Source organism: Neisseria sp. CCUG12390 (assembly GCF_047837985.1).
Classification (GTDB): Bacteria; Pseudomonadota; Gammaproteobacteria; order Burkholderiales; family Neisseriaceae; genus Neisseria.
Genome location: NZ_CP181244.1, coordinates 1,258,395 through 1,276,798 on the forward strand (window position 1 = coordinate 1,258,395; position 18,404 = coordinate 1,276,798).

General features: G+C 53.4%; 17 protein-coding genes and 1 pseudogene. 12 read left to right on the top strand and 6 right to left on the bottom strand.

From position 1 onward, the window contains the following. The first annotated feature begins 75 nt into the window (after positions 1–75). From mutM to ACM67E_RS05940, 4 genes are all read left to right on the top strand, one after another. Positions 76–903 (top strand): bifunctional DNA-formamidopyrimidine glycosylase/DNA-(apurinic or apyrimidinic site) lyase, encoded by an 828-nt coding sequence (mutM, locus tag ACM67E_RS05925; protein WP_416192683.1) that lies wholly within the window; start codon positions 76–78, stop codon positions 901–903. A gap of 37 nt (positions 904–940) precedes the next feature. Then, positions 941–1,729: a 1-acylglycerol-3-phosphate O-acyltransferase gene (locus tag ACM67E_RS05930; protein ID WP_416192684.1), complete on the top strand. Its 789-nt coding sequence runs from the start codon at positions 941–943 to the stop codon at positions 1,727–1,729. A 171-nt stretch (positions 1,730–1,900) separates the two neighbouring features. Continuing rightward, on the top strand, positions 1,901–2,638 hold the full coding sequence (locus ACM67E_RS05935; protein ID WP_416192685.1) for a glutathione peroxidase: 738 nt from the start codon (positions 1,901–1,903) through the stop codon (positions 2,636–2,638). Between the two features lie 217 nt (positions 2,639–2,855). After that, positions 2,856–4,262, top strand: a complete 1,407-nt coding sequence (locus ACM67E_RS05940) for a dihydrolipoyl dehydrogenase (protein WP_416192686.1) — start codon at positions 2,856–2,858, stop codon at positions 4,260–4,262. A gap of 74 nt (positions 4,263–4,336) precedes the next feature. Here ACM67E_RS05940 and ACM67E_RS05945 read toward each other — a convergent pair whose 3' ends face one another. Further along, entirely contained in the window at positions 4,337–5,272 is a 936-nt protein-coding gene (locus ACM67E_RS05945) for a cupin domain-containing protein (RefSeq protein ID WP_416192687.1), read from the bottom strand. A 95-nt stretch (positions 5,273–5,367) separates the two neighbouring features. Between ACM67E_RS05945 and ACM67E_RS05950 the strand changes: the two genes are divergently transcribed. The 3 genes from ACM67E_RS05950 (at position 5,368) to ACM67E_RS05960 (ending at position 6,787) form a co-directional block, all read left to right on the top strand. Continuing rightward, positions 5,368–5,706: a carboxymuconolactone decarboxylase family protein gene (locus tag ACM67E_RS05950; RefSeq protein ID WP_416192688.1), complete on the top strand. Its 339-nt coding sequence runs from the start codon at positions 5,368–5,370 to the stop codon at positions 5,704–5,706. A gap of 143 nt (positions 5,707–5,849) precedes the next feature. Further along, positions 5,850–6,224 (top strand): rhodanese-like domain-containing protein, encoded by a 375-nt coding sequence (locus ACM67E_RS05955; RefSeq protein WP_416192689.1) that lies wholly within the window; start codon positions 5,850–5,852, stop codon positions 6,222–6,224. A 68-nt stretch (positions 6,225–6,292) separates the two neighbouring features. Beyond that, positions 6,293–6,787 carry a DUF302 domain-containing protein gene (locus ACM67E_RS05960; protein ID WP_416192690.1) on the top strand — a complete coding sequence of 165 codons (495 nt, stop codon included), beginning with the start codon at positions 6,293–6,295 and terminating at the stop codon, positions 6,785–6,787. A 490-nt stretch (positions 6,788–7,277) separates the two neighbouring features. Here the strand turns inward: ACM67E_RS05960 and ACM67E_RS05965 are convergent, their stop codons facing one another. From ACM67E_RS05965 to radA, 4 genes and pseudogenes are all read right to left on the bottom strand, one after another. Next, positions 7,278–8,777, bottom strand: coding sequence for an amidase (locus tag ACM67E_RS05965; RefSeq protein WP_416192691.1), 1,500 nt, complete (start codon positions 8,775–8,777; stop codon positions 7,278–7,280). A gap of 40 nt (positions 8,778–8,817) precedes the next feature. Beyond that, positions 8,818–8,928 (bottom strand): annotated as a pseudogene (locus ACM67E_RS05970) (ferredoxin--NADP reductase); the annotation flags it as partial. 104 nt (positions 8,929–9,032) lie between these two features. Then, positions 9,033–9,608, bottom strand: coding sequence for a hypothetical protein (locus ACM67E_RS05975; RefSeq protein ID WP_416192692.1), 576 nt, complete (start codon positions 9,606–9,608; stop codon positions 9,033–9,035). Then, entirely contained in the window at positions 9,595–10,974 is a 1,380-nt protein-coding gene (gene radA, locus ACM67E_RS05980) for a DNA repair protein RadA (protein ID WP_416192693.1), read from the bottom strand. The genes ACM67E_RS05975 and radA overlap by 14 nt, the downstream gene beginning before the upstream one ends. A gap of 303 nt (positions 10,975–11,277) precedes the next feature. Here radA and ACM67E_RS05985 point away from each other — a divergent pair, with 303 nt between their 5' ends. Beyond that, positions 11,278–12,705, top strand: coding sequence for an acyl-CoA dehydrogenase family protein (locus ACM67E_RS05985; protein WP_416192694.1), 1,428 nt, complete (start codon positions 11,278–11,280; stop codon positions 12,703–12,705). A gap of 130 nt (positions 12,706–12,835) precedes the next feature. On the opposite strand, the gene ACM67E_RS05990 is transcribed toward ACM67E_RS05985, so the two are convergent. Beyond that, positions 12,836–14,347 carry a polyamine aminopropyltransferase gene (locus ACM67E_RS05990; protein ID WP_416192695.1) on the bottom strand — a complete coding sequence of 504 codons (1,512 nt, stop codon included), beginning with the start codon at positions 14,345–14,347 and terminating at the stop codon, positions 12,836–12,838. A 183-nt stretch (positions 14,348–14,530) separates the two neighbouring features. Here ACM67E_RS05990 and ACM67E_RS05995 point away from each other — a divergent pair, with 183 nt between their 5' ends. The 4 genes from ACM67E_RS05995 (at position 14,531) to ACM67E_RS06010 (ending at position 18,403) form a co-directional block, all read left to right on the top strand. Beyond that, positions 14,531–14,929 carry a DUF350 domain-containing protein gene (locus tag ACM67E_RS05995; protein WP_416192696.1) on the top strand — a complete coding sequence of 133 codons (399 nt, stop codon included), beginning with the start codon at positions 14,531–14,533 and terminating at the stop codon, positions 14,927–14,929. A gap of 16 nt (positions 14,930–14,945) precedes the next feature. Beyond that, a complete protein-coding gene (locus tag ACM67E_RS06000; protein ID WP_416192697.1) occupies positions 14,946–15,980 on the top strand; it encodes an SPFH domain-containing protein in 1,035 nt (344 codons plus the stop codon). 100 nt (positions 15,981–16,080) lie between these two features. Further along, a complete protein-coding gene (locus ACM67E_RS06005) occupies positions 16,081–16,824 on the top strand; it encodes a nuclease-related domain-containing protein (protein WP_416192698.1) in 744 nt (247 codons plus the stop codon). 37 nt (positions 16,825–16,861) lie between these two features. After that, positions 16,862–18,403, top strand: a complete 1,542-nt coding sequence (locus tag ACM67E_RS06010; RefSeq protein ID WP_416192699.1) for a DUF4178 domain-containing protein — start codon at positions 16,862–16,864, stop codon at positions 18,401–18,403. Position 18,404: the final 1 nt, after the last annotated feature.

Sequence of the window (18,404 nt, forward strand, 5' to 3'; positions counted from 1 at the left end):
GGCCTGATACTTTGAAATAAAAGGACTTGGCTTTATTGTTTCGTTTTCATTTTAAATGACCTGAATTTAACGATTATGCCCGAATTGCCCGAAGTAGAGACCACATTACGCGGTATAAGCCCACATATTTCATGTAAAACCGTATCAGCGGTTGAAATTCGACAGCCTAAATTGCGTTGGCCGGTTCATCCCGAACTGCCTCAAATTCTGAACGGACAGACGGTTTTAGCCTGTAAGAGAAGAGCCAAGTATCTGATTATCCGGTTTGAGGCCGGTATTTTGCTGGTTCATTTAGGGATGTCGGGCAGTTTGCGGATTTTTACCGCAGAAGACGAACGTGCCGATACATACGACAAGCACGACCATATTGACATCCGGTTTTCCGACGGCACGCTGCTGCGTTACCGTGATCCGCGAAAGTTTGGCGCTTTTTTATGGTATGAAGGCACAGCCGAACATCATCCCTTATTGGAAGGGCTTGGCCCCGAACCGTTATCGGACGGATTTAATGCCGAGTATCTCCACACGAAGCTGAAAGGTCTCAAACGTGCCGTCAAATTGGCTTTGATGGATAATGCAGTCGTGGTGGGTGTGGGCAATATCTATGCCAATGAAAGCCTGTTTAAAGCAGGGATTCTGCCTCACCGTCCGTCCAATCAGATTACCCGAAAAGAATGCACCTTATTAGCCGAAACCATCAAAACGGTTCTGCAGCGGGCAATTGATACGGGCGGAAGTACCTTGCGCGATTTCGTCAACAGCGATGGCAAAAGCGGCTATTTTCAGCAGGAATATGCTGTTTACGGCAGGTATAACGAGCCTTGTCTGCAATGCGGCCAATTGATTCAAAAACAGACCTTGGGTCAGCGCGGCACGTTTTATTGTGAACATTGTCAGAAATAAGGCCGTCTGAAAGAAAAAGAAATGGAATATTAAAAACATGCCTTCACCAAAAGCTTCATTTACTACCCGTATCCGCCGGTTGGTGCGTTTGGCCGGGTGGCTCTATCAAACCGGTAAAAATCTGAATACCATTGACGGTGATAACCCTCAGCAGCGCAACCGGGCCGTGCTCGATCTCGGCCAAGGCGCGTTGGATGCGCTGGATATCGAGCTTGATATCGGTATTCCCCCGGGGCAGCAGGCAGTTAACGGTACGTTAGTTGTCGCCAACCACGTATCTTGGCTGGATATTTTTGCCATGAGCGCAGTATATCCCAGCAGTTTTATTGCCAAACAGGAAATCAGCAAATGGCCGGTATTGGGCAAAATGGGCAGAAATGCCGGAACGGTGTTCATCAACCGCAATTCCCGTCGCGATATCGAACCGATCAACCAAGCCGTCGGTGCGGCATTGAAAGCGGGACAAAATGTGAGTTTCTTTCCGGAGGCGCGCACATCTTCAGGTCAGGGAATATTGCCTTTCAAAGCGGCATTGTTCCAATCGGCTATTGATGCCGACGCACCGATTCAGGCGGTGGCGCTGCGCTATTACGACAGCTTGGGACGCCGCAGTATTGAGCCTTCTTATGCCGATGTAAACTTGGTGTCATCGTTGTGGCGTATTATTTCGATGAAAAAAATCCGCATCCGCTTGGATTTCGCACCTTTATACAGGCCGTCTGAATTTCCGCATAGCGACCGCTATGACTTAAAAGATATTGCTGAAAACTATGTGCGCGAACAGCTTGAAGCGGATAAGGAAAGTTTTTATTTTGATAAGGCTTGAAATCTTTCAGACGGCCTATACCTGCAAAGCAGGAAATTTGAATCTCTGTGTAATTATAGTTTAAAATAATCAATAGTATTTGAACTATAAATTATACAAATGTTAATTGGTGCATTAGAATGCACGTATTAATTTTCAACACCTTTAAACCCAATCTAAAAGGAGCTAAAAATGGCTTTACAAGATCGTACCGGTCAAAAAGTACCTAGCGTCGTATTCCACACCCGCGTTGGCGACACTTGGAAAGATGTTTCTACCGATGAATTGTTTGCCGGTAAAAAGGTAGTGGTATTCTCACTGCCGGGCGCATTTACCCCGACTTGCTCTTCTTCACACCTGCCCCGTTACAACGAATTGGCAAAAGCATTCAAAGAAAACGGCGTTGACGCAGTTTGCTGTGTCTCTGTAAACGACACTTTCGTGATGAATGCTTGGGCTGCTGAAGAAGAATCTGACAATATCGTGATGATTCCTGACGGTAACTGCGAATTTACCGAAGGTATGGGTATGCTGGTCGACAAAAACGACCTGGGTTTCGGCAAACGCTCATGGCGCTACTCTATGCTGGTGAATGACGGCGTAGTTGAAAAAATGTTCATCGAGCCGGAAGAGCCGGGTGATCCGTTCAAAGTATCTGATGCCGATACCATGTTGAATTACATCGCACCAAACTGGAAATCACAAGAATCCATCGCCATCTTCACTAAACCAGGCTGCCAATTCTGTGCGAAAGCCAAAAAAGCTTTGGAAGAAAAAGGCTTGTCTTACGAAGAAATCGTATTGGGCAAAGACGCTACTGTTACTTCCGTGCGTGCGATTACCGGCAAGATGACTGCCCCTCAAGTCTTCATCGGCGGCAAATACATCGGCGGCAGTGAAGAGCTGGATGCTTACTTGGCGACTGTTTAATCTTAAGGATTAATTGCCGAAGATATAAAGCAGCCTGCGGGCTGCTTTCCTGGATAATGTTAGAGTTATTCAGGTAATACCGGACTCTTGGGCGGTATTACCTGAATAACTCTATATTTACAATGAAATCCGCTGATTATTAAATTTAATCGGCGTTACAGAGAAATCAATAGGCCGTTTGAAAAAGTTTCAGACGGCAGTCATAAAGGAATCGACAATGAAAAAAATTCAGGCAGATGTAGTGGTCATCGGCGGCGGTACGGCCGGTATGGGCGCATTCCGCAATGCCCGTTTGCACACAGATAATGTTTATCTGATTGAAAACCACGTTTTCGGCACAACGTGCGCGCGTGTCGGCTGTATGCCTTCCAAGTTGCTGATTGCCGCTGCGGAAGCCCGTTATCATGCATTGCACACTGATCCGTTCGGTATTCATCTGGATAAAGACAGCGTAACCGTTAACGGCGAAGAAGTTATGAGCCGCGTCAAATCCGAGCGCGACCGTTTTGTCGGTTTCGTTGTCAGCGATGTCGAAGAATGGCCTGCCGACAAACGCATTATGGGCACGGCAAAATTTATCGATGCGAATACCGTGCAAATCGACGATCATACCCAAATTACGGCAAAAACCGTTGTCATCGCTACCGGCTCGCGTCCGGTTGTGTTGCCGCAATGGAAAGAATTGGGCGACAAAGTCATCATCAATGACGACGTGTTTTCATGGAATACGTTACCGAAAAGCGTAGCCGTATTCGGTCCGGGCGTCATCGGTTTGGAATTGGGTCAGGCTTTGCACCGTTTGGGCGTGAAAGTCGAAGTATTCGGCGTGGGGGGCGCATTGGGCGGCATTTCCGACCCTGTCGTATTGGCAGAGGCCAAAGCCGTATTCGGTGAAGAACTGACGTTGCATTTGGATGCGAAAACCGAAACCAAATTGGATGCCGACGGTAACGTGGTTGTGAAATGGGAACAAGACGGCGAAAGCGGTGAATTTACTGCCGAATATCTGCTTGCCGCCGTCGGCCGCCGCCCGAATGTGGACAATATCGGTCTTGAAAACTTGGATATCAAACGGGATGACCGCGGCGTACCGACAGCCGATCCGTTGACCATGCAGACCAGCATTCCGCATATTTTCATTGCCGGCGATGCCTCCAACCAACTGCCTTTGCTGCACGAAGCTGCGGATCAGGGCAAAATCGCTGGAGACGATGCAGGCCGCTATCCGAATTTGGAGAAAGGTTTGCGCCGCAGCACCATCGGCGTGGTGTTTACGACCCCGCAAATCGCTTCGATTGGTTTGAAATACGCGCAGGTTGCTTCTAAATATCAGGAAGATGAGTTTGTTGTCGGCGAAGTATCCTTCAAAGGCCAAGGCCGCAGCCGCGTGATGCTGGTAAACAAAGGCCACATGCGCGTTTATGCCGAGCAGGGTACCGGGCTGTTTTTGGGTGCGGAAATATTCGGGCCTGCCGCCGAACACTTGGCGCACTTGCTGGCTTGGGCGCACCAGATGAAAATGACGGTTCCGCAAATGCTGGATATGCCGTTCTACCATCCCGTTATCGAAGAAGGCTTGCGCACCGCATTGCGCGATGTGAACGCCAAATTGAAATCGGTTTAAACAACGGGTTTGATTGAAGTCTGATGAAAGGCCGTCTGAAAAATTTTCAGACGGCCTTTTGTTTATGGTGTTTTTCAAATGCAATATTCGGATATTGCTGCTTCCTGAACGTTGAAACCATGCTTCCGGTAGTGTCCCGGCGTGATGCCGTATTGTTTTTTAAACGCTTTTCCGAAATGCGTTTCCGATTGAAAACCACAGGCTAAAGCAATACTTAATACAGAATCGGGCGTTTGCCGCAACAACATAGCAGCATGTTGCAGACGGATGTGGGTCACGAAAGCATGGGGACTGAAACCGGTTTGCTGTTTGAATACGCGTATTAATTGCGCGCGCGAAAGCTGGGCGGTTGCCGCCATACGCTCTATCGGCCATTGGCTTTGGGTATCTTCCAAAACAGCCTGTATCAGGCGGTTGAGACGCTTATCCTGCCAGCCTTGCAGCAGCCCCGTTAAAGAAGCTGAGCTGTGTTCCAAATGGCTGCGCATGATGAGTACCAGCAATACTTCTGCCAAGGAGTCAACCACCGCGGCGGAACCGGCCAGCTTGCCGCCGCTTTCGGCCAATAAAAGCGCAGTAAGGGGGTGGACAGCATCATCAGGTAAATGGGTCATCACCATTTCAGGCAGGCCGTTGATTAAGTCCGAGTGCGGTTGATATTCGAAGCGGGCACAAAAAAGCTGTAAATCCTGGCCATTGCCGCTTTGTTTGAGCGTAAAAATCCCATTTCGCCCGCTGCTCGGCGTATCGCTATGGTTAAGGCCGTCGGCCCGGCTGCTTAAAGTATGGGCGGCCAAGCGCGGAAAAAACACCACATCGCCACTTTGCAGCAAGCGCGGTGCGGTTTCGTTGTCGACCAAAAGCCAGCCCGAACCGCCGGTAACAATGTGAACCAAGCCCTGCGCATTCAGATGATTGTGGCGGACATACCAGTTGCCGCCGAAACGGCATTGCACGTCAATACGGCCTTTGATTTGCGCCAATTGGATAAGCCGATCCAATGTATCCATCGTTTTTACCATAATATGAGACGATTTGACGATTATAACCGCTTATTTATTGCGATAATAGCCACATCTTCACACACAGCATCAAAGGAAATATCATGTTTAAAGATTGGCCGGAACATACCGCTACGGTAAAAAAAGCATTTGCCGAATTGGGCAAAGCGCATCCGAAAATGTTACAGGCTTACGGTTCGCTGGAGCAGGCTGCGGCAGCCGAGGCATTGGATGCCAAAACACGCGAACTGATTGCGCTGGCCGTGGCGATTACCACACGCTGCGAAAGCTGCATCAGCGTACACGCGGCAGCGGCGGCTAAAGCCGGTGCGACCGACAGCGAAATCGCCGGGGCATTGGCGACGGCAATTTCACTGAACGCAGGCGCGGCGTATACTTACGCTTTGCGTGCTATGGAAGCGGTCGAAACACAACGGGGCTAAATCCCCGGCAGCAGCCTGCCGGCAATATGCTGCGGCCAAGCGTCTGATTGATATTTATGTTCAGACGGCCTTTGTGACGGAAACCCGCTTAAAGAAATTCAGAATCGTCCGATTCGGTTTATATTCCCACTCAGGAGAGAGTCATGAAAAAAATCCTACCATTGTCATTATTGATTGCCGCCGCGGTTGCGGCTCCCTTATCTGTCCAAGCCGCAGGCAGCAAGCCTGTAGAAAAAGCGGCTGCCGTCCAACCTGCAAAAGCAAAAGGCGTATGGATTGACGTACGCTCACCCGAAGAGTTCAAGCAAGGCCACCTGCAGGGTGCGCTGAACATTACCGCAGACGAAATCGCGGCAAAAATCAAAAGCGTCAGCCCCGATAAAAACGCACCTGTGAACCTGTATTGCCGCAGCGGCCGCCGTGCCGAAGCTGCCTTGCAGATTCTGAAAAAAGAAGGCTATACCAACGTAACCAACCACGGCGGTTACGAAGATTTGCTGAAAAAAGGTTTGAAATAACCATCAAGGCCGTCTGAAAACATTTTTGCTTTCAGACGGCCTCATCCGCAATCCGCAAAGGAGATAATATGTTACCGTTCAAAACCATCTTGACTGCCGCATTTGCCGCCGCCGCGCTTACCGCCTGCGCTGCGCCGCACGGCAAGCCGCATCCTCGTGCCGAACACCAAGGACAACGCATGAATTCCATCCATTCGATCGAAAGCAAATACGGCTTTGACGAAACCGTCAGCCGCCTGCAAAACGCCGTAAAAGACAAAGGCATGACCGTGTTCGCCGTCATCGACCACCAAGCTGCCGCCAAAGAGAACGGCTTGAATATGCAGCTGTCCAAAGTCATCGTATTCGGCACGCCGAAAGCCGGTACGCCGCTGATGGTAAAAGACCCTGCCTTCGCGCTGCAGCTGCCCCTGCGCGTACTGGTAACCGAAACCGACGGCCGCACGCAAGCGGTATTCAACGACACGCGCGCGCTGATTGCAGGCAGTAAAATCGAATATGCCGAAGTGGAAAACACATTGGCGAATGCGGAGAAACTGATTCGTAAAGTGGTAACAGAATAGTGTTAAAGTCAATGGCTTGATTTCAAAGAAAGGCCGTCTGAAAAATTCAGACGGCCTTTACCTTAAATCAAAAAAAAACAGGCCGAGGCTTTGGCAAAATAGAGCAGTCAACAAGAGCCGTTACTGGCTATAAGTAAGTCTGCTGTGTTTCCTTTGTATGGAGGAAATCCAGAATTTTAATTCACTGTAATTTCAAAGTATTCCTGGAATCGTCAGCTCTGGATTCCCGCTCACCCGGGAATGACGACGGCGGGTTTCGGAAAATTCTGTGTGGTGTAAACAACGACGATGTGAATTTTCACTTAAGCCGTCTGAAAATTGAAACTTTCAGACGGCCTTATGTGCAAACAACGCGGCTATTTCTTACACTTTATGACTTTTCGAACATTACGGCAAAATGTCTGAAATAGTGTACTTCATAAGCCCAAGCCGTCTGCTTCACGGGAGCTTTTAAAACACGGTTTGTATTGAGGCCGTCTGAAAAACGCGATCACAACGGCGGCATTTCACCTGCCCACGGCTGCATCTGTTCCAACTGCGCGGCCAGTTTGAACAGCACGTCTTCCCGTCCGTGCGCGGCGGCGAACTGGGTGCCGACGGGCAGGCCGTTGTGCCGGTAGAGCGGCACGCTCATGGCGGGGTTGCCGCTCATGTTCAGCGGCGAGGTGTAGCCCACATAGTTCAGCGTGGCGGCGGCTTCTTTTTCCAGCAATGGATTGTTTTTCAATAAAAATCCCAAACCCAGCGTGCCGAACAGCAGGCGCATGATTTTCTGTGCGCCTTGTGGCGGCAGCATTTCGCCGATTTTCGGCGTGGTGCGCGGGCAGACGGGCGTCATCAGCACGTCGTAGCGTGCGAAAAACCGTCGCGCTGCGCGTTCCTGCGCCAGCATGGTGTCGCGCGCCCACGACATTTCGCCCGCGCTGATTTGCCGCCCCTGCACAATCAACGCCCAAGTCACGGGTTCGAGCTGATGGTGCGGCAGTTTGCGCCCCGTTTCGCGGCGGTAGTGGTAAAACAGCTTGGCCGTTTCGCCCATCACCAGCACGCGTGCGGCGCGGTTGAGCAGCTCGGGCGCGGCGAAATCGGGTGATGCTTCTTCCAATTCGTGCCCCGCGTCCCGCACGAGTTTCAGGCTGTGGGCGAACGCGGCATCCGTGCCCGCATCGTTGCCCTGGCCGCACAGCCAGTCGCGCTGCCAAAACGCGATTTTCAGACGGCCTGTTTCCTGTTTCAGGCCGTCTGAAAAGCCTCCGGCGGGTGGCGGCGGGCAGGCATAGAGCGCCTGCGGTTGGGTCTGCACGGCGATGTCGAGCAAGGCCGCGCTGTCGCGCACGCTGCGGGTGAGCGCGTGGTCGCACACCAAACCCTGCCACGCTTCGGAGAGCAGCGGCCCGTAAGCCGTGCGCCCACGCGTGGGTTTCAGGCCGAACACGCCGCAGTTGTGTGCGGGCAGACGGATGGAACCGCCGCCGTCGCAGCCGTGCGCCGCAGGCACCACGCCCGCTGCAACGGCCACTGCCGCCCCGCCGCTGCTGCCGCCTGCGGTGTAGTCCGGATGCCACGGATTGCGCGTGATACCGTAGATTTCCGTTTCGGTAATCGGATATGCGCCCCATTCGGGCGTGGTGGTTTTGCCGAATACGCGCAGCCCCGCGTTCAGGTAGGCTTGGGTTAAATCGCTGTTTTGCTTGGCGATGTGGTTCTGCATCATGCGCGAACCCGACCAAGTGGGCGCACCCTCCCAGTCGGCCAGCAAATCTTTCAGCAGAAACGGCACGCCCGAGAGCGGCGCGTCGGCGTTTTCAGACGGCATCCGCCACGCCGCCGCCCGCTCGCGCAAATCGTGCGCCAGAAAATTGAGCTTGGGGTTCACTTCGTCCAAACGGTTCAAGGCCGCCTGCAACACTTCGTCGGCGGAGACTTCTTTTTTACGGATAAGCTCCGCCAAACCCACGGCATCGTGGCGGACATAGTCTTGAAAGTTCATGGGCTTGCCTTTCTTTGTTCGGAACGGGTTTTCAGACGGCCTAAAAGCCGTTTTCCATCAGAATGTGGCCGGGGATGCGGTTGCGGTGCATGGCGAAACCTTTGTCCAGCAGGGCTTGGAAGGTGTCTTTCACCATGTCGGGGTTGCCGCAGGATATGGCTGGATTATAGTCCGGGGGTTCGGGTTTTGTCAGGCGGGCGGCGGGCGCGGTTTGGAAATGTTGAGGCCGTCTGAAAACATGTTCAGACGGCCTGTTTACGGCTGTTCGGGCAATGTGGCGGAATGTTCGAGATAGCGTACTTCGTAAGTCCAAGCCGCCTGTTTTACCGATACTTTTAAAACGCGGTTTGTATTGATGTCAAAAGCCGGGCCGGTGCGGCAGACTTTGACGCGTGCTTGGTTGCCGAGCAGCAAAACCCATTTTGCGCAACCGCCGCGTCCTGCCGGAAAGAAGCCGACGATACGGGCATGCATGGTTTGTTCAGGGGTGTAATGAAGCTGAATCAGGGCGGCGGAGCGTAACAGGAAAAATGCAAGGGCACTCAAACCGAGCAACATGACGGCGTAGAAACGCATACGGCCTAAACGTGCGCTGTGCGGCCGCTTCCGCCACGCCTGTATCCGTAAAATCAAGGTGCTGGAGAAAAATAATAAGGCCGCGACAATTAAAGACAGAACCAGCGGATACGCCAGATAAGGATTGGCCATGAAATCGATAGGGCGGTCTTTCGTGTAGAACAAAATGCCTGTCAGCAGCAGAACCAGTATCCCAAGCAGCTTGAGCAAACGGCGGCGGTTTGCAAAAAAATCTTCCGTTTCATTCTCCTGCATTTCTGCACACCTCCACCGCTTCCTGCAAGGTGCTGACGCCGAAAATCTGTAAATTCGGAAACTCTTTCGCGTTGCGCGGCATATTGGCTTTCGGCACGATGGCGCGTTTGAAGCCGAGTTTTTCCGCTTCTTTGAGCCGTTCCTGTCCGCGGGCGACGGGGCGGACTTCGCCGCTCAGGCCGATTTCGCCGAAGGCCACCATTTTTTCGGGCAGCGGGCGGTTGCGGAAGCTGGAGAGCATGGCGAGGATGACGGCCAAATCGGCGGCGGGTTCGCCGATTTTCACGCCGCCGACGGCGTTGAGAAACACGTCTTGGTCGAAGCAGGCGATGCCGGCGTGGCGGTTTAACACGGCCAGCAGCATGGCGAGGCGGTTTTGTTCGAGGCCGACGGTGAGGCGTTTGGGCGTGAAGCCGTGCGCGTCGTCCACCAGAGCTTGGATTTCCACCAACAAAGGCCGCGAACCTTCCTGCGTCACGAGCACGCACGAACCGGCCACGTCGTCGCGGTAGCTGGCGAGAAAAATCGCCGACGGGTTGGACACGCCTTTCAAGCCGTGTTCGGTCATGGCGAACACGCCCAGCTCGTTGGCCGCGCCGAAGCGGTTTTTGATGGCGCGTATCATGCGGTAGTTGGAATGCTGGTCGCCCTCGAAATAGAGCACGGTATCGACCATGTGTTCGAGCACGCGCGGGCCGGCAATCGCTCCGTCTTTGGTCACGTGGCCGACCAGAATCATGGCGATGCCCATCTGCTTGGCCATGCGCGTGAGCTGCGCGGCGCACTCGCGCACCTGCGACACCGAGCCGGGCGCGCTGGTGATTTGGTCGGAGTACATGGTCTGAATCGAATCGATGACGACCACGGCAGGCTCGTGCTGCTTCAAGGCCGTCTGAATCGCTTCCATGCGGATTTCCGCCAGCAGGTTCACGCCTTCGGTGGGCAGTTCCAGCCGCTGCGCGCGCAGGGCGACCTGTTGCGCGGACTCCTCGCCCGACACATACAGCACCTTGCGCGTCTGCGCCATTTTCGCGATGGTCTGCAACAGCAGGGTGGACTTGCCGATGCCGGGATCGCCGCCGAGCAGAATCACTGCGCCGCTGACCAAACCGCCGCCCAACACGCGGTCGAGTTCGCCCATGCCGGTCGGTTCGCGCGGCACTTCGGTGGCGGTAACGTCGGACAAGGCCTGCACTTTCGACACATCCGCCGCCCAAGACTGGAAGCGCGCGTTTTTCGCTTCGGGCGCGGCCAGGCTTTCCTGAAGCGTGTTCCACTCGCCGCAATGCGGGCATTTGCCCTGCCATTTGGGCGAAGTGCCGCCGCATTCGCTGCATTGGTAAACGGTTTTGGGGGCTTTTGCCATGATGTTTTCCGTGAATAAGCTGGTCAGAATGCCGTTATTATACTGGAAAGATTTTTCCGCCATCGGCGCCGTCTGAAACTTTTCAGACGGCCTTTTGCCGTTTTTGGAAACGGGTGTTGTATTTTTGTTTGGATATTGGAAAACAGGAAACCCGATACGCATTCAGACGGCGTGAGATAAATAAACCATTGTTTTTAACAATGATGCCGTCAAAATTCACGATAATGATTGTCGCCTTATGCAGATTATGATATAAATTTGTAGTTAAACTCTAAACTCTAAAAACATCATCAACGAGGTGGTATGGCTCCTGCAGAATCTACATTGCAGCCGGTAAACATGGATACGGCTGCTTTTTTACGGCACATCGAAGAAACGTTCGCACGCGTTTTCGGCGGCGGGTTGAGCTTGATGCAGTATTTGCCGGAAGACAAATGGCTGGAATTGAAAAATGCCGGCTTGCTGCTGCCGTTTTTGGATGAAAAACACGGCGGGCGCAAAAGCAGCCAGTTTGAAATTCAGGAAGTGTTGCGCTTGGCCGGACATTACGGCGTGCCGGTCACGCTGCGTACCGGCATCGAGGGTGCGCTGGTGCTGCAGCCTTTGCAGGAGTTCGGCAGCGATGCGCAAATCAGGTTCGGTCTGGATTTGATTTTCAAAGGCGAGGGCGGCGGCTTGGGCGTGACCGAACCGGAGACTTCCGGCGCGGCGATTGCGCGCGAAATGCAGTCGTTTTACGAATACATCGATGACGAAACGGTGTATGTCAACGCGGCGAAATATTGGCAGGGCAATTCGCAGAGCGATTTCCTGCTGGTGGCGGCCAAAGAGCGCAAAAACGGAAAATTGTCGAAAGTTATCAACCTGCTGCTGGTGCCGAAAGAATACATTAAATACGAAGTATTGAAGTCGGAAGGCCTGCGGGCGGTGCGCTATGCTATCAACCGCATCGACGGCAACATTCCGGCGAGTTTGGTGATGAAACTGTCCGACAGCGATGCCGCCAGCCTGCGCGCATTCCAAAACATTTTCATCCGCAGCCGCCTGCAACTGGTCGGCATGACCCACGGCATCATGGAATATATCGTTGAAAATACGAAAAAATACGTGCGCAACGATATTAAGTTTGTCGAATTCGAACGCCGCGAAATCGAGCGTCGTTACGAAGTGTCGCAGGTGTTGTACGATTTTACCTGCAACCGCGTTTCGCCCGACCGGCCGGTGGCGCATCAGGTGATGGAAGCCAACATCATCAAGACCTTGGCGACCGAATATACCTACGAAGCCGCGCAGAAGCTGCAAAAGCTGCTGGGCGCGAAAGGCTTTGAAAGCGGCCATGTCGCCAGCAATATCGCCATCGACTTCCGTCCGTTTACGATTTTCGAAGGGCCGAACGACATGCTTTACGCCGAAATCTACGATGCGTTCAACCGCGCCACGGCGGAGGAGAAAGAAGCCGGTGTGAAGCTGGATAAAAACCAGACCCTGCTGCAACGCTTCGATACCGACGCACGGATTGCTGCGGTGAAATTGGCCAAACGCGTTTTGCCGCAGGACATTGCCGGTTTCTTGAATGCCTACAAAATCGCCGATGCCTGCGCGCTGAAAAAAGTATTTATCGGCAAAGTCGTCGCGAAACTGTTTGTGTTCGTGCAAACCGAATCCGATGCAGCGGCGGAGTTTTTGTTGAAAAACATCCGCAAAGATATTTTGGATTGCGAATACTGCTGATTGACAAAAGGCCGTCTGAAAAAAAATTTTTCAGACGGCCTTTTACTTTATCCGCACTCGGGCGGCAATTTACCGCCGAAACCGATAAGCTGCTGCGCGGATTGTTTTTTGAAATTTGAGGTGGATTGACCTACCGAATCACGCTGTTCCAATCGCGCTCAAAATAGCTGACCAAAATCTGGTTGTTCAAATAATTCGGCTCGACATCACGCCGCGCCATATCGGGCGGGAAGTGGAACATCGCCGCCGTGGTTTCGGCGTTGAGAAATTTCGTTTCCACATCATAACTCTGCGGAACCGGAAAATGGTTTTCCGCGGCAGCCAGCACAAATCCCCATTCGCCGAACGAAGGCACATACACATGATACGGCGCGGTGTGCAGACCGGCTGCTTCCAGCGTGGCGACGACCGACCAATAAGCGTTGGGTGCGAAATAAGGCGAAGTGGACTGTACCGTGATTCTGCCCTGCGGCTTCAGGTGGCGCGCCACCAGACGGTACATCGGTACGGAATAGAGCTTGCCCAAGGAGAAATTCGACGGGTCGGGCAGATCGATGATGATGACGTCAAATTTGTCGTGATGGTTTTCCAGCCATTTGGCCGCGTCGTCGTTGACGACGGTCATTTTCGGATGCGACAGCGCACCTTGGTTGAGCGCGCTCAAAGCGGCGGAAGTTCGGAACGCGGCGGTCATGTCGGGATCCAAATCCACCAGCGTCACGCGTTCGACATCGGCGTATTTCAACACTTCCCGCGCGGCCAGGCCGTCGCCGCCGCCGAGTATCAGCACGTTTTCACGCTTGCCCATCTGCATCACCGGCAAGACCAAGGCTTCGTGGTAGCGCACTTCGTCGCGCGAGGAAAACTGCAAATTGCCGTTGAGGTAAAGCCGCGTGTCGTCTTTCCAGCGTGTCACGACCAGCCGCTGATAGGGCGAATGGCTTTCATAGACAATCGGATCGCCGAAGTAGCGTTGTTCGGCTTGGAAGGTAATCCGGTCGGCGTATAAAAACGCAGCGGCCAAAACCAGCAGCATAATCGCCGCGCGGGTTTGCAGGGCGCGGTAGTTTTTCAGACGGCCTTTGAACATGCGGGCGGTAAGTGCGGCGACGGCGGCGTTGAGCAGACCGAACAATAAGGCCGAACGCGCCATGCCGAGCTTAGGCGCGAATACCAGCGGAAACAGCAGCGACACCGCCAGCGCACCCAGATAATCGAAGCTCAGCACTTTGGCCACCAGCTCTTTGAAATCGGCTTTCTGCTCGTTCAAGACGCGCATCACCAGCGGGATTTCCATGCCGACGATGGTGCCGACAATCAACACGAACGCATAGAGCAGGGTACGGAACGGCGCGGCGGAAAAACCGAACGCGACAAACAGAGCCAGCGCGGAAATACCGCCGATGATGCCGACGAGCAGTTCGATTTCGATAAAGCGCGCCAGCGTGTCTTCGTCTTTGACGTATTTCGACAAATGCGCGCCGATGCCCATCGAAAAAAGATACAGGCCGATGATGGACGAAAATTGCAGAATGCTGTCGCCCAGCAGGTAGCTGGCGAGCGCGGCCAGAATGAGTTCGTAGGCCAAGCCGCAGCTGGCGACGATGAAAACGGAGATGATAAGCGTGCGGTTGAGTTTCATGTTTCAGACGGCCTGCGGCGGTAAAAGTCGGGTGGGGTGGATAAAACAAAAGGCCGTCTGAAAAACAGGCGGCATTTGTGCGGAACGCGCTTTCAGACGGCCTGTGCATTGTCAGCAGCGCATACTCGATGGCATAATCAGCAAAATTTTCCGGCAATTATACCAAACCAAAGGATTTCTATCGTGAGCATTTCTCCTGCCCAATATTTTCTGTATCTGCAATACATGCTGGCCGGTATCGCGATGACGGTGGTGTTCGGCGCGGTTTACCTGCGCATCACGCCCGCCGAAGAATTGCGCCTGATTAAAAACGGCAATTTGGCCTGCGCCTTGTCGTTCGGCGGTGCGCTGGTCGGTTTCTGCGTCACGCTGGCGGCGAGCATTGCCCACAGCGTCGGCTTTACCGATTTCATTTTATGGGGCTTGGGTGCGGCGGTGGTGCAGATTTTGGTGTATTTTGCCTCCACCTGCATCATCAAGGGGGCGAACGAGGAACTGATTAACAACAATGTCGCCGTCGGCGCGTTATTCGGCGCGGTGTCCGTCTCCATCGGTCTGCTGAACGCCGCCTGTTTATCCTAACGTTTCGGAGTAGAAAATGGCTTTATTCGACTTTATCAAAAAACAGTTCATCGATGTCATCCAATGGCCGGAACCGGACGACCGCCTGCTGATGTGGCGTTTCCCCATGCAGGACGAAGAAATCCAAAACGGCGCAAGCCTGACCGTGCGCGAAGCGCAAATGGCAATGTTCGTCGATGAAGGCGTGACCGCCGACGTGTTCGGCGCAGGGCGTTACACGCTGAACACGCAGACGCTGCCGGTTTTGACCAACCTGAAAAACTGGGACAAATTATTCCAGTCGCCCTTCAAATCCGACGTTTACTTTTTCAATACCAAACAGCAGCTTGCCAGAAAATGGGGAACCGCGCAGCCGATAACCGTGCGCGATTCCGAATTCGGCGCGGTGCAGCTGCGCTCGTTCGGCATGTACAGCTACCGCGTGAACGATCCGGCCAAGTTTTTCAAAGAAGTCACCGGCGTGGCCGCTTCCTACAGCGGAGAGGAACTGGAAGCGCAATTGCGCAATATTGCCGTAACCCAACTGGCCGCCGCATTCGGCAACTCGGGCATTCCGTTTCTCGACATGGCGGCGAATCAGGTTTTGCTGTCGCAAAAAATGGCCGAACTGCTGGCTGTCGAATTTGCCAAACTGGGCTTGGTGTTGGAAAACTTCACCGTTGAGAGCATTACCCTGCCCGAAGCCATTCAGACGGCCCTGGACAAAAAAATCTCCATGGGCGTTATCGGCGACATGGGCAAATACGCCCAATACCAAACCGCCGAAGCGATTACCATGGCCGCGCAAAACGAAGGCGGTCTGGCCGGAATCGGTGCCGGAATCGGTGTGGGCGCAGGTGTCGGCCAAACCATGGCCGGCGCAATGGCAGGCATGCTTCAGCCGAATGCCGCGCAACTTGCCCCCGCCGCACCCGTTCAGACGGCCTCGGAAACCGCCGACGATCCGCAGGCGAAATTGGGCAAACTCAAAGCCCTGCTGGACGACGGTCTGATTTCGCAGGAAGACTACGACCAAGCCAAAGCGGAAGTATTGAAAAAGCTGATTGGCTGATGAATAAAAAGGCCGTCTGAAACCTTAAAGACATGTGTCCCACATGGAATGAAAGTTTTCAGACGGCATTGCGGAAAATTGATAAAAGGGGAAAATAAAAATGACGGCTTTGATTATGCCGTTGGTGGGATTTATGTTTTTCTTAATGCTGTTTGCTTTATTGATTGTATTTCTGTTAAACGGAAGCAGCGCGGCAAAACCCAGGAAAAAATACCGTGATTCGCAATATGCAAGGAAACCGAATCCCAAGAGCAGTTTGAGCCGCGAAGAAAAAACGCAGTTGAAAGGCGCAATCGGTGAGCAGATTATTAAAGTCGAAGTGCTGTCCAAACTCGACCCGAGCCGTTACCGTTATTTTCATAATCTGATTGTACCGATTGGCAACGGCAGTACGCAGATTGACAACATCATTGTTTCGCCTTACGGCATTTTTGTAGTGGAAGCCAAATATTTCCAAGGCTGGATTTTCGGTAATGCCGGTCAGCCGAAATGGACGCATACTCTGCCTTCAGGCAGTAAGTTTACGTTTCAAAATCCTTTGTGGCAAAACTACAAACATATCAAGGCATTGGCTGCATTACTGAAATTGCCCGAAAAGCAGTTTCATTCTGTCGTGGTATTTACCCACCGTCATTGCCGACTGAAAACCGAATTTCCGGAAAATGTCTGTCCGGTTCGGGATTTTATTGCTTATGTTCAAAAACATCAGCAGGAAATATTTACGATTGAACAATGTGCAGATTTCTGTGCCGTTTTGTCCAATCCCGTTTACGAAGCCACACCGGAGCGGACGGAACAGCATATCCAATCATTGAAAAACAGAAAGAATGTTCAGACGGCCTGAATGCCGTCTGAATATTCCCCGATAAAACCGAATCCCCATGACCCATACGCCTTTTTTCAAAACCGATTGTCCGAGCTGCGGTGCGCCGGTGGAAGCGCATTCCGCCACCGCCGTTACACTGGTGTGCGGCTACTGCAACAGTATGCTGGTGCGCCGCGACGACGGGATTGCCGATACCGGCCGCGACTCCGCTCTGCTGGAGGATTTCAGCCCGCTGCAAATCGGTACGGCGGGGCGGTTTTTCATGCGCGGTTTCCGCATTGTGGGGCGTTTGCAGGTGCGGTATGACGCTGGTGTGTGGAACGAATGGTATGTGCTGTTTGACGACGGGCATGACGGCTGGCTTTCGGAAGCGGGCGATTTGTATGTTTTCACGATGGCGGAAACGCTGCCTGAGCAAGTCCCTGCGTTTCACGACATCCGTGCGGGATTCGGCGAACTGACCCACAACGGCAAGCGGTTTATCGCGTCCGACGTGCGCGAAATTTCGTTGAACCAAGCGGCGGCGCAGGGTGAGCTGCCGTTTGCGCTGCACGGCGAAACCGCCAACCGCGTGGCCGACTGGCGGTGCGAAAACCTGTTTCTGACTTTGGATTATGCCGATACGCCGCCGCAAGCCTTTGTCGGACGGACGGTCAGACTCAGCGATTTGCATTTGGAGCACACGCGCAGCGACGATCAAATCAGGGAAAGCGCAGGCCGTCTGAAAGGCGAGCGCAGGGCGGAGGATTGTCCGAATTGCGGTTCGCCCGTGCATTGGGTCAACGGTTTGACCGGCCACATCGTCTGCCCGAGTTGCGCCAGCGAATTGCAGGCCGGCGAAGACAAAATCAGGCTGATTGAAGCCAACCATATGCGGCAGGCGCAGGAGACGCTGTTTACATTGCCGGTAGGCAGCACGGGCCGTCTGAACAACCGCGACTATTATGTGATGGGCGCGGTGCGTTACAGCGAGACCGATGCGCAGGAAACCTTTGACAAAATGTTCGGCTTGGGCAGCCGTGCGCTGGTTCCCGAAAGCTGGTGGGCGGAATACCTGCTGTATCATCCGCAACACGGCTTCAGTTGGCTGGTGGAGACGGCGGAGGGCGAATGGAGCGTTTCGGAAACGCTGGAAGAATGGCCGCGCCTGAATGCGAACAACCAGCCGCAGGGTTGCGAAAAGCTCTACGATTACGGCGGCCGCGTCGAATTGGCGGCGGGTGCGTTTTACTGGCGGGTACGCAAGGGTGATCTGAACTATTACACCGATTACCGTCAGGGCGGCGGCAAACTGGGGGCGGCATTGTCGCAAAACGAACTGGCTTGGAGCAAAAGCACACCCGTCCGCTACAAGGAAATCGCCCAAGCTTTTGGTTTGAAAGAGAAAAGCAATGCGCCGCGCTATACCGCACAAATGCGTCCCGACGGCATTTCCGACGGGCTGCGCATGTTGATAACGGGCGTTCTGCTGCTGGTCAACCTGCCGGCATGGTTCGCGATGAATTCGGAGCAGCTGTTTGACGAATCGTTGATTCCGACGGTCGTCGGCATTGCGTTTATCTGGTTTTTAGGCCGCGGCGGCGATGACGGCGATTAAG

Coding starts and splice junctions, on each gene's coding strand:
- mutM (WP_416192683.1), top strand. CDS start 76: ATGCCCGAATTGCCCGAAGTAGAGACCACATTACGCGGTATAAGCCCA.
- ACM67E_RS05930 (WP_416192684.1), top strand. CDS start 941: ATGCCTTCACCAAAAGCTTCATTTACTACCCGTATCCGCCGGTTGGTG.
- ACM67E_RS05935 (WP_416192685.1), top strand. CDS start 1,901: ATGGCTTTACAAGATCGTACCGGTCAAAAAGTACCTAGCGTCGTATTC.
- ACM67E_RS05940 (WP_416192686.1), top strand. CDS start 2,856: ATGAAAAAAATTCAGGCAGATGTAGTGGTCATCGGCGGCGGTACGGCC.
- ACM67E_RS05945 (WP_416192687.1), bottom strand. CDS start 5,272: ATGGATACATTGGATCGGCTTATCCAATTGGCGCAAATCAAAGGCCGT.
- ACM67E_RS05950 (WP_416192688.1), top strand. CDS start 5,368: ATGTTTAAAGATTGGCCGGAACATACCGCTACGGTAAAAAAAGCATTT.
- ACM67E_RS05955 (WP_416192689.1), top strand. CDS start 5,850: ATGAAAAAAATCCTACCATTGTCATTATTGATTGCCGCCGCGGTTGCG.
- ACM67E_RS05960 (WP_416192690.1), top strand. CDS start 6,293: ATGTTACCGTTCAAAACCATCTTGACTGCCGCATTTGCCGCCGCCGCG.
- ACM67E_RS05965 (WP_416192691.1), bottom strand. CDS start 8,777: ATGAACTTTCAAGACTATGTCCGCCACGATGCCGTGGGTTTGGCGGAG.
- ACM67E_RS05975 (WP_416192692.1), bottom strand. CDS start 9,608: ATGCAGGAGAATGAAACGGAAGATTTTTTTGCAAACCGCCGCCGTTTG.
- radA (WP_416192693.1), bottom strand. CDS start 10,974: ATGGCAAAAGCCCCCAAAACCGTTTACCAATGCAGCGAATGCGGCGGC.
- ACM67E_RS05985 (WP_416192694.1), top strand. CDS start 11,278: ATGGCTCCTGCAGAATCTACATTGCAGCCGGTAAACATGGATACGGCT.
- ACM67E_RS05990 (WP_416192695.1), bottom strand. CDS start 14,347: ATGAAACTCAACCGCACGCTTATCATCTCCGTTTTCATCGTCGCCAGC.
- ACM67E_RS06000 (WP_416192697.1), top strand. CDS start 14,946: ATGGCTTTATTCGACTTTATCAAAAAACAGTTCATCGATGTCATCCAA.
- ACM67E_RS06005 (WP_416192698.1), top strand. CDS start 16,081: ATGACGGCTTTGATTATGCCGTTGGTGGGATTTATGTTTTTCTTAATG.
- ACM67E_RS06010 (WP_416192699.1), top strand. CDS start 16,862: ATGACCCATACGCCTTTTTTCAAAACCGATTGTCCGAGCTGCGGTGCG.